We start from the raw sequence: 9674 nt of genomic DNA on the forward strand, positions 1-9674 counted from the left end.
CGACTTCCTATCTCAATAAGTTACTTAGCTGCTTTAATATGTCTTGGGTCTGATCACCGAGGCGAATGGCATAGAAGCTGTAAATGGCAATCAGCAAACCTGCGCTGATACAGAACAGGTGTTTGATAGTCCATCGTCTGCTCAGGCGATAACGCGCATCACTCTCGTTGATATTGACGTACAGCGTGGTCGGCGGCGCATCTCCGCGCAGTGAGTGAAGCTGTTGTTGCAAGCGGCGGAACAGGCGCTCAAAGTCATCGCTTTTCTGGGTGCTGACTTTGTAACGTCCGCGATATCCCAGACACAGACAGAGGTAAATGAACTCCAGCAGATGCTGGTAACGCTGAGCCTCTCCCATTAAGCGTTCAAGCAACACGAAAACTTTCTCACCTCCCCAGGTTTCATTGTGGAAGTGAACCAGCAGTGATTGCTTCAACCAGCCATTCTGACTGTTCCAACCGTGCCCCAACGCGGTTTCATCAATGAAGGTGCACAGTACGTAACGAAATGAAACAATCGCGCCGGGTTCATAACCCTTCGTTTGCAGAAACTGCTCAATGGCTCGAATGTCAGTCACAACCTGTTGGTAAAGCTTGTCCGGCAGTGCCTGATCATTCATGTCCTGTAAGCGTAAAACCATCCCCAACAACGGGGTGGCGGCATCGATCATTGGGTTGAGGCTTTCACCCCGCAACGGTAGCTGGTACTGATGCTGAAATGTTTTCAGCGTTTCAGACTTTTCCAGCGACAGACTGTCAACATTGATATCACTCATGATTATTCCTTACCGCCCCTGATAGCCCAGAGCTGCATATCTAAGTCAGGGAAATCCCCTGATACGTGGAATGCGATGGAATTTCCCTGCTGGATTTCTTTCCATGCCGGACTCTTCTGATCCAGACGGAAGTAGGTATATCCAGAGTGATACGGCAACTGGCGAGGTGCTGCGGACAGAGCAATCAACGGCACGCCCGGCAACTGAACGCTGACCAGATCGCGGATTTTTTCCATCGAAGTGACTTTGGTTTGCTGAACGAACTGACGACGCAATTGTTCCTGCGGCGTGCTGGCGCTGATTGCCAGTACGAATTCGGCTTTACGCAGCAGATCGTTGTCGTGGAGCGTTGCCACACGGATACCGCCTTCGTTCTGTTTCAGGGCAATCGACGTTGCACGTGGTGTCAGAACGACGTTCAACGCATCACGGATTGCGTGCATTGCATCCTGAAAAGTATCTGTCAGGTTATTGTGGTCATACGCCAATACATTCCCCGGCAGGCGGCTTGCATCGGTGAAGGTTCTCAGCTCACCACACGTCTGGAGCAGTTCGGTATATAAATGCAGCGGGTGCAGAACGGTTTGTTTTGCATAATGGTTGAACAACGGCTGAACACGGTTAAGCAATTGCAGCATCATAAATTCCGCTACATCCGCAACACCTTGCTGGCCCGGCGAACCGATACGTTTAGCCAGTGTTCTTGAACGCTCTGTCAGCAGGCCATCGATTTCCACCATGAAACGCTTGAGTTTGTCAGCCACGAAGATCGACAAACACGTCGGGATAAATTCGTTATCCAGAACGATAGTGCCGTCTTTTTGTTTTTCTTTGATACGGCACAATGGGATCGCTGTGTACGCACTCATATCCTCTGAACCTTGCATCAGGACTGGCGTCAATTGAGCAAGGTTAAGCATGAAGGCATCACCGCCCTTGGTATGCAGGTCACGAATATCCGTCGGCAATTCCCGATAACGCACCGCACTCTGGATTTCTGCATCCCGATCAGCAATTTCCCGGATGGTATCGCTGGACATGGGTAACGCCAGATAAATATCTTTGCTTTTCAGGTCATTGATATTTTCAATATCCAGCGGTTTTGGCAGCAAGTCCTGGCTGGGTGCCGAAAATAAGGTGCCATCAGGCATAATGCCGCTGGCTTCGGTAATCCCAATGCGTCCCAGTTTAAGCAGATCATCATTGATGCTCAGAGAGCTGAAACCATGCGCATAAGGTGTCAATACTGAAACAAGGCTATGTGCCAAATAATCAATGTGTTTTTGTTGTTGCTGAAAATGTTGTGGCTTGATGAATAATCCTTCGTGCCAAATCACCCGATTTTTACCTGGCATGATTACTCCTCCTCTTTTCTAAGTTCGACGTCGTTATTTCTGACATGCACCAAGATGTGGTAATGGCGACCAATGTCTTTTACCCGGATGATCTTTTTCCATTCAGATTGGTTTGCATCTGCATAGTGAACGATGACACCGATGTAACGGTTCTTCTTTTCCAGTGTGATGGCTTCCAGAGGCTTGTATTGCCCCGGCAGCAGCGTGTAATCCTGATGATCGATGTAGTTTTTCCCCAGTGCCTTTTCGAGTTTGTCGCTTTCAAGCTGGTCGTAATCCGCCGCCAGAAAACGAGAGTCTTCACTGAGATAAACCAGATTCATTTCAACAGGAGCCGCTTCACCACTTTCATTGGGGTTGATGTCGGGTTCAGCCAGCAATGTAATGTTGGCAACAGAAGCCTGATCATCAGGTTTACCTACCGGTGTGGAAGGGTCCCAGATAACCTGACCAACTTTTTTTGTTGCGTTCCATGCACTGCTACAGCCGTTCAGCAACATCACTGACAGCAATAAAATCCCTACAGCCCATATACGGCGACTAGCGGAATGTGTCATTGCTGGATTCCTCCAAGCCCTGACGTAATGCACGGTCATAAGCCTGCTCATACACCTCGCGGAATAACTTTTCGAACCCTTGTTGACGGCTGGAAGCTAATTCGCGGTAGTAATTGGTGTACATTTCCCACGCCCAGGATGCGTCTTTATTTTTGACTTCGTTACTGCGGCGATAATGTGAGAAACGGCGGAGCAGTTGATCTGGGGAAAAAGCTTCCAGCATAGTGTCCAGCGCGGCAGAAATGGCTACCCGGTTGGCCTGATAGTGCAGTTGCAGGTTTTGCAGGCTTTCCGCTACTGCCGCCGGCGCAGACAAGTGAACAGGGCTTTTCTGATCTGAGAACATCACCTGCATGGTCGTGTCATAATCCATGTTCAGGCGCAGCGGGTTATCTTCGATAGGACGAAGTTGTTTATCACGCAGCCCGTGTTGTTCGCGTTGAAGCGCCAATAACCCTTCAATCGCGGCTTTCATGGTTTTGCCCATCTCTTGCAAAAAGTCATTCGCCTGCTGGCTATCATGCAAAGGCAGTCTGGCCCCCAGACCTCGCATAAGAGGGGTAATAGCAACATGATCAACATCCATATCTTCGTACTGCCGATCGGAAGCGATATCCGGTAAATCAAGGAACTCCTGATCCATAACACTGCCTCGGTTATCAGAAATAGGGTTAGCAAATGGCGGTGATTGATAATGATCCGGTGGCAACAGTTGTTCCGTATCGTCGGCCTCAACTTCCGGTTTCAGCGTGGTCAGGCTTTCACTGTCAAGTACCCGAAGCGGATCATCACTGAAACGGTGCATCACCGTCGGAGCAATACTTTCATCATGGGCAAACACGGATTTTTGTAGCGGCACGCCTTCCATCATGGCATCCAGCGGGTTGCTGTAACTGGAAACCAATGATTCCGGTGATACGGTTGAAGGATCAACGCGATCTGATTCAGAAAAACTGATGTGGATCTTGATCGATAAATTGCCGACTTTGATTTGATCGCTTTGCTGCAAACGGATCAGACTTGACTGAGGCGTCAGGGTCGCCTTGTTGATTTGCACCGGCTCAGCAAGCACTTGCAGGCAGAATGCCCCATCCTGCCATTTAATGGCGAATTGTGACGGACGAACATTTCCCTGCTGATCCTGCACAGACCAGAGGTGGCTTTCACTGCTACCGACCGTACCGCCCTGTGTCGAGAACTGGCAATTGGCAGCTTTACCACTTTCCAGCTGTTCACTATTAAGAACCCGCAATGAAAGGGTTGGTTGATGTTTTTCCATAGTCGTTATTCCATAACTGAAATTGTGACAAAGGGTTTCTTTTCCGGTTCGCCGAGAAAACTGGTCCACCCCAGATGGTTATTCTGCTTCGCCCCCAGCACCATGCCGCCGACTTGATTCTCAGCCAGACCGAGACGCAGTTCCCAGGCAAACTGGCTACGCATGACGAAGGAGATAAACATCACCAAAGGGAGATAGTTCTTTCCATCAGGCAAGAATGACAGAAACCGATCACGCGTCAGGTCGTTGATGCTAAGCAGGAATTTTCCGCTGTAATCCCCAACCCATGAACCGATGGTGAAGTTTTGTCCCAATACAGACAGTTCGGTATCACCGATTTTCTGCCCTTTATTGGTTCCCCCCAGACGATTCTGCTGATCCATCGGGATGGTGACTTTTCTGAACTGCCAACCGTGCAGCGTGACATCCTGCAAATCAAAACAGTGGGAAACGAGGCTGCATATCACTTCCGGTGAGCGGCCCGGGCTTGCCAACAATCCTGCATACGCCAGCATCTTGCTGTGGTTGATGTTCAGCATCCGGCGGTTGACATCACTGCCTAAACCGACAAGGGAGAACATGCGTTGGGAAAAGTTATCTTCCCCGCCCTTCTTGAAGCAGATGTAATAGCGGTATTTCCGCCAGATCTGATGCAGGAGCGTAATTAAGCGATGGTTGAAAAGGTTGAGAAAATCCGTCAGGCGGTTTTCTCCCTGAGCATCTTCCCATGCCAGTGAATCCAGATAGTAGCCCGGCATCGGAGACTGGCTACCGTGCAATCCCATAAAGGAAACTTCCAATTCGAAGTATCCCTTCCTGGATTGTGCGAGTGAGATGACATCACGCGTCGGAAACGCCAGACTGGCACTGGATCGGAAACGGACAGACTCCAGATCGGGACGATCTGTCTCTCCGGTTTTTTCCCACGCTACCGCTAGCTGGTTAAGTAACTCAACCAACTGGTAAAAGTTGTATTGTGAGATGTCCAATGCCAGTGGCTTGGCAGGATCCTGCTCCGTGATTACATCAACGAGTGTTGACCTATCTGTACCGGCCATTCATAACATTCCTGATTATCTAGATTGATTACCTTCAACATATGAAAAGCATTGACGCTGGCATACAGTGAGAAAAACCGTGACAGAATCGTACTGAACAGATAAAGCTCGCCTTCTGAACTGAATGCCTGTTGCCGGATATATAGCGTTGAGCGCAATCCACGCACAGGCTGACCACGGAACAGACGATCTGTCGGCTCTGTTTCAATCTTTTCAATGGCATCAAGACGTTTCTGCGATGAACGCTTGGACTGACGGTTGTGAATACTTGGAAAATCGTAAGTACGCAGTACCTGTTTCAGCGCGTCCCTATCCAGCAATGACATATAGTTCAGCGACATATTTGACAGCAGTGACCAATGCAATCCGCCATCCAGCAGAGGATAGAGAGGCACTGACGGCCGCGTGATATTGCGGAATGTCGCAAATGACGGGCTGCCGATTGAGGGATAATTAATATCGCCAACACGCAGTTCCAGCGGTAATTCACGGTTGGTACAGGTCAAACTGATAGAGACATTCTCTTTCAGCTTGAGTCTGAGCAGATCGGATTCATCTCCCCGCACAAATGAGATGAAATGTTCCAATCCCCTGCGGAAAGGCGATTCTTTCACCCGAAGGCGGTAATAACGCATTGAGCGTTCGTCTTCGTTATCAATCTGGTGATTGAAACTCTCAAACGGGGTATAAACACGTTCGCCGATACGGGCACGGCTGCGTTCACCATTTTCACCTGTCAGCCAGCTTTCCACGCCGTCAATGGAGAAAATGTCGTAGTTATCCGGAAAACTGTAACTGGCCTTCAATGGATATTCAGTCTGGCTGCCATTGAGTTCAATAGCTTCACTGTCCATCGGGAACAGGTTGATTGCCGGCGTACAGTGCAGACGAAAAGTGTCATGGCGGACCTTGGCTTCTGGTGGCAGTGCCTGAGAAAAATGTAAATTCAGTTTGAAGTCTTTGGTTTTAAGATCTTCAGGCAGTTCCGGGAAACCTTTCACATCAAAAAACAGGAAGCTTTCCGCGAAACAGAAATATTCCTGCAAAATGCGATATCCCATGTAGGCATTTTTCGGGTAAGGCAACAGCGCATCTTCCCGCTCAAATCCCACGGGTACAAAATCAAAATCGGGCAGCGGGATCACGGTATCGCCCACGACCAGTTCCGCTTTTCTGAAGTAATAGCAGAGCCAGAAATAGAGCTGGGAAGTGGTATAGTTATCACCACTCAGATAAAAGCGCAGTTTGCCCAGCTCCAGTTCATGCAGGTTCAGTTCGGTTTTTGACGCAAAATTCAGGCCGATGATCCCGTTCTCATTACTGTTATTGACGGAAATGTCGCGGATGGAAAGTGGAAATAACCACACATCACGGCAGAGCGTGAAGGTGCAGCGACCGTGATCGTCTTTTTTACCGCCCGATTTTTCGTTCGAATAAATATCATCCTGAGTTGACAGCGTGTGGCTCATAATCTGAGTACCACGCTTAACCTGTGTCGCTTTCGTCACAACGCTCTCATCAGGGGTATACTCAATGATGGTCATGCTGGGGGTTGGACGCAGGTAGTTCGGCCAAAGCATATTGAGCAGGCCGTGGGTCAATTCAGGGAACTGATCATCAATCTTTGCCCGCAGGTTGCCGGTCAGGAACGCAAAACCTTCAAGTAAACGCTCAACGTCGGGGTCAGAACCTTGTTCTGACAAAAATGCGGCAAGATGAGGACGCTCAACTGCGGCTTCTTTCCCCAGTTGTCGCAGATAGTTCAACTCATCTCTGAAATATTTTTCAAATGACATTTATTGAGATCGCTCCAGGCAGTAGCGCCGGTTGTTATCCAACTGGATGCTAAATTCCACAAGGTCGTTGATATCATCCAGAGAGATTTCAGCGCTGATATGAAAGCTCAGCAGCAACGGATCTGAATCATCATTGATAGCGCTGACAGAAACCGCTGATATTCTGGGCTCATAATTTCTGATGCACTCTTCAATCGCCCATTCGATACTTTGCTTGAAATCCACCGATGTTGCGGTCGCGTCATTAAGATCAATGACACCCAAGTCAATGGCGCTTTGGCACGCACCGGGACGGGAATTCAACACTTCATTCAAATGCTTCTTGATAGAATCAAGCAGTGCACGCATCCTTGACTGATGGGAAGAGCCGGAGCTCTTCCCTTGAATGCGCTCAAACAGACTGGCAGAGCTGCCTCTGTTCCAACTGTACAGCGCAGCCATGATTATTCCTTATCCAAACGTCCAACCAGAGACAGTTCGAAGCTTGCACCCATGTACTTGAAGTGTGGGCGAACCTGCATCGCAACCTGATACCAGCCTGGATCGCCTTCAACATCCAGAACCTTGATTTCGGCTGCACGCAGAGGACGACGGCTGCGAACGTCAGTTGGTGGGTTTTCCTGATCAGCAATGTACTGTTTCAGCCACATGTTCAGTTCGCGCTCCAGATCCTGGCGCTCTTTCCAGGAGCCGATCTGTTCACGCTGCAATACTTTGATGTAGTGAGCCAGACGGTTGATGATGAACATGTACGGAAGCTGCGTACCCAACTTGTAGTTGGTTTCCGCAATTTTCCCTTCACGGGTATTCGGGAAAACTTTTGGCTTCTGCACTGAGTTTGCAGAGAAGAATGCGGCGTTATCGCTGCCCTTACGCATGGTCAGGGTGATGAAGCCTTCTTCTGCCAGTTCAAATTCACGACGGTCAGTGATCAGAACTTCAGTTGGGATCTTCGCCTGAACCTGACCCATTGCTTCGTACAGGTGAACAGGCAGGTCGCTCACGGCACCACCGCTCTGTGGGCCAATGATGTTTGGACACCAGCGATATTTAGCGAAGCTGTCAGTCAGACAACTTGCCAGCAGGTACGCGGTGTTACCCCACAGGAAATGCTCGTGGTCACGGCTGACATTTTCCTGATAGTTGAAGTTCTTGATTGGGTTTTCAACATTGGAATAAGGCAGGCGCAGTAAGAAACGAGGAGCCGTCAGACCTAAGTAGCGTGAATCTTCTGATTCGCGCAGTGCACGCCATTTAGTATGTGAAGGGCCTTCGAAGACAGACTTCAGATCTTTGATGGCAGGCAGGTCGGTAAAGCTGTTAACACCGAAGAACTCAGGTGAAACAGAAGACAGGAATGGCGCGTGAGCCATCGCGCCCACTGAACTGACGTACTGCATCAGTTTGATGTCAGGCGTGGTGTTGCCGAACGCATAGTTACCGATGACGGCGGCAACAGGTTCACCACCGAACTGGCCGTAGCCTGTGGAGTAAACGTGCTTGTAGAAACCAGACTGAATAATTTCAGGAGAGAATTCAAAATCTTCCAACAGTTCATCTTTAGTGGCATGAATGATGTTGATTTTGATGTTTTCACGGAAATCAGTGCGATCCACCAGAATTTTCAGTGAACGCCAAGAAGATTCCAGTTCCTGGAATTGCTTGGCATGCATAATTTCATCCATCTGCTCGCTGAGTTTTTTGTCCAACTCAACGATCATTTTATCAACAAGCAGTTTATTGATAGGTTCTTCGTTAGAGCCAGTATCCAAAATGCTGCCAATAAACGCGGCAACACCTTGTTTAGCGATGTAGTAGCCGTCATTTTCCGGTGTCATTCTTGCCTGGGACATAATCTCATCAAGCAAGGAGGTCGTTGCGCCAGAAGCAATAGCTGTGCTGTTTTCTTCGTGCTGAGCCATTTAAAAATTCCTTTAACCAGTTATTTTTTATTGACGATTTCAAGTTCTTTCAGGAGTTGCTCACGAACGGATTCATCATCCAGCAGTGACTGCAAGCGAGAACGAAATGCTGGGATATTTCCCAATGGGCCTTTTAATGCAACTAATGCCTCGCGAAGTTCGAGAAGTTTATTTAATTCAGGGACTTTCTTCGCGATATTATCTGGTGAAAAATCGCTCAGAGATTTTATATCTACATTAACTGATAGATCTTCTTCACTTTTTTCATCGAGGCGGTTAGGAACATTAAAAGTCAGGTTGATGTTCGCTTCATTCATTACGGCATTAAAATTGTTCTTATTGATAGAAACTGTTTGCCGTTCTTCAATTGGCGTATCTTCGCTCTTTCCTTTCAAGTCACCAACAACCAGAAGATTCAGAGGTAATTCAACTTCTGCGGTTTGATCACCGGTGTTAGGAACATACTTAATATTAATTCTTTCTTTCGGAGCTACGCTACCTGGACTATTCTTACTCATATTTGAATCCCTTTGGCTAATACAACCATGAACTGTCTAACAACTCATTATTGGTGAGAGAATGATTCCAATGTTTACCTATATAACAAATACAGAAGATCTCCCTAAAAAAATAGGCAAAAGAAAACAACTATATTTGCAGGTACGAATAGTTTTATATCAACATATAGTTAAATAATCAGATATATCCTATCCAATCGTGGAAATAACATCGATATGAAAAATCGTCAAGTTCGAGTTTGACATTTTATTTTTTTGATGTAAAGCCAAAACACAAATTGATAAAAGCCTCTATTCAAGCTTTTAATCTATTCATATCCATACATAGCCAGTTATAAACAAACTTTTCTCCTAAAATAGAGAAAAGTTTGGTTTTACTCTCTATAAGAGTATGCAGACCTATTACCTGTTAAT

9 protein-coding genes are annotated in these 9674 nt (G+C 47.6%); all 9 read right to left on the reverse strand.

What is annotated here, in order from left to right; genetic code table 11:
* Positions 1-7 precede the first annotated feature (7 nt).
* The 9 genes from icmH to tssB are packed head-to-tail and all read right to left on the reverse strand — an operon-like array spanning position 8 to position 9260.
* Positions 8-775, reverse strand: a complete 768-nt coding sequence (icmH, locus tag AB204_RS14170) for a type IVB secretion system protein IcmH/DotU (RefSeq protein WP_047964019.1) — start codon at positions 773-775, stop codon at positions 8-10.
* 2 nt (positions 776-777) lie between these two features.
* Positions 778-2130, reverse strand: a complete 1353-nt coding sequence (gene tssK / locus AB204_RS14175; protein ID WP_047964020.1) for a type VI secretion system baseplate subunit TssK — start codon at positions 2128-2130, stop codon at positions 778-780.
* A 2-nt stretch (positions 2131-2132) separates the two neighbouring features.
* Positions 2133-2687, reverse strand: coding sequence for a type VI secretion system lipoprotein TssJ (gene tssJ, locus AB204_RS14180; RefSeq protein ID WP_047964021.1), 555 nt, complete (start codon positions 2685-2687; stop codon positions 2133-2135).
* The gene (gene tagH / locus AB204_RS14185; RefSeq protein ID WP_047964022.1) at positions 2671-3966 is read right to left on the reverse strand and encodes a type VI secretion system-associated FHA domain protein TagH; all 1296 of its coding nucleotides are present in this window, start codon (positions 3964-3966) and stop codon (positions 2671-2673) included. The genes tssJ and tagH overlap by 17 nt, the downstream gene beginning before the upstream one ends.
* Positions 3967-3971: 5 nt before the next feature.
* Positions 3972-5024 (reverse strand): type VI secretion system baseplate subunit TssG, encoded by a 1053-nt coding sequence (gene tssG, locus AB204_RS14190; protein ID WP_047964023.1) that lies wholly within the window; start codon positions 5022-5024, stop codon positions 3972-3974.
* Positions 4988-6820: a type VI secretion system baseplate subunit TssF gene (tssF, locus tag AB204_RS14195; protein ID WP_047964024.1), complete on the reverse strand. Its 1833-nt coding sequence runs from the start codon at positions 6818-6820 to the stop codon at positions 4988-4990. Before tssF ends, tssG begins: the two co-directional genes overlap by 37 nt.
* On the reverse strand, positions 6821-7261 hold the full coding sequence (tssE, locus tag AB204_RS14200) for a type VI secretion system baseplate subunit TssE (protein WP_047964025.1): 441 nt from the start codon (positions 7259-7261) through the stop codon (positions 6821-6823).
* A gap of 2 nt (positions 7262-7263) precedes the next feature.
* Positions 7264-8742: a type VI secretion system contractile sheath large subunit gene (gene tssC, locus AB204_RS14205; protein WP_047964026.1), complete on the reverse strand. Its 1479-nt coding sequence runs from the start codon at positions 8740-8742 to the stop codon at positions 7264-7266.
* A 20-nt stretch (positions 8743-8762) separates the two neighbouring features.
* Complete coding sequence (gene tssB, locus AB204_RS14210; RefSeq protein ID WP_047964027.1) at positions 8763-9260, reverse strand: type VI secretion system contractile sheath small subunit; 498 nt, start codon at positions 9258-9260, stop codon at positions 8763-8765.
* Positions 9261-9674 lie beyond the last annotated feature (414 nt).

This window comes from Xenorhabdus khoisanae, assembly GCF_001037465.1.
Taxonomy (GTDB): Bacteria; Pseudomonadota; Gammaproteobacteria; order Enterobacterales; family Enterobacteriaceae; genus Xenorhabdus; species Xenorhabdus khoisanae.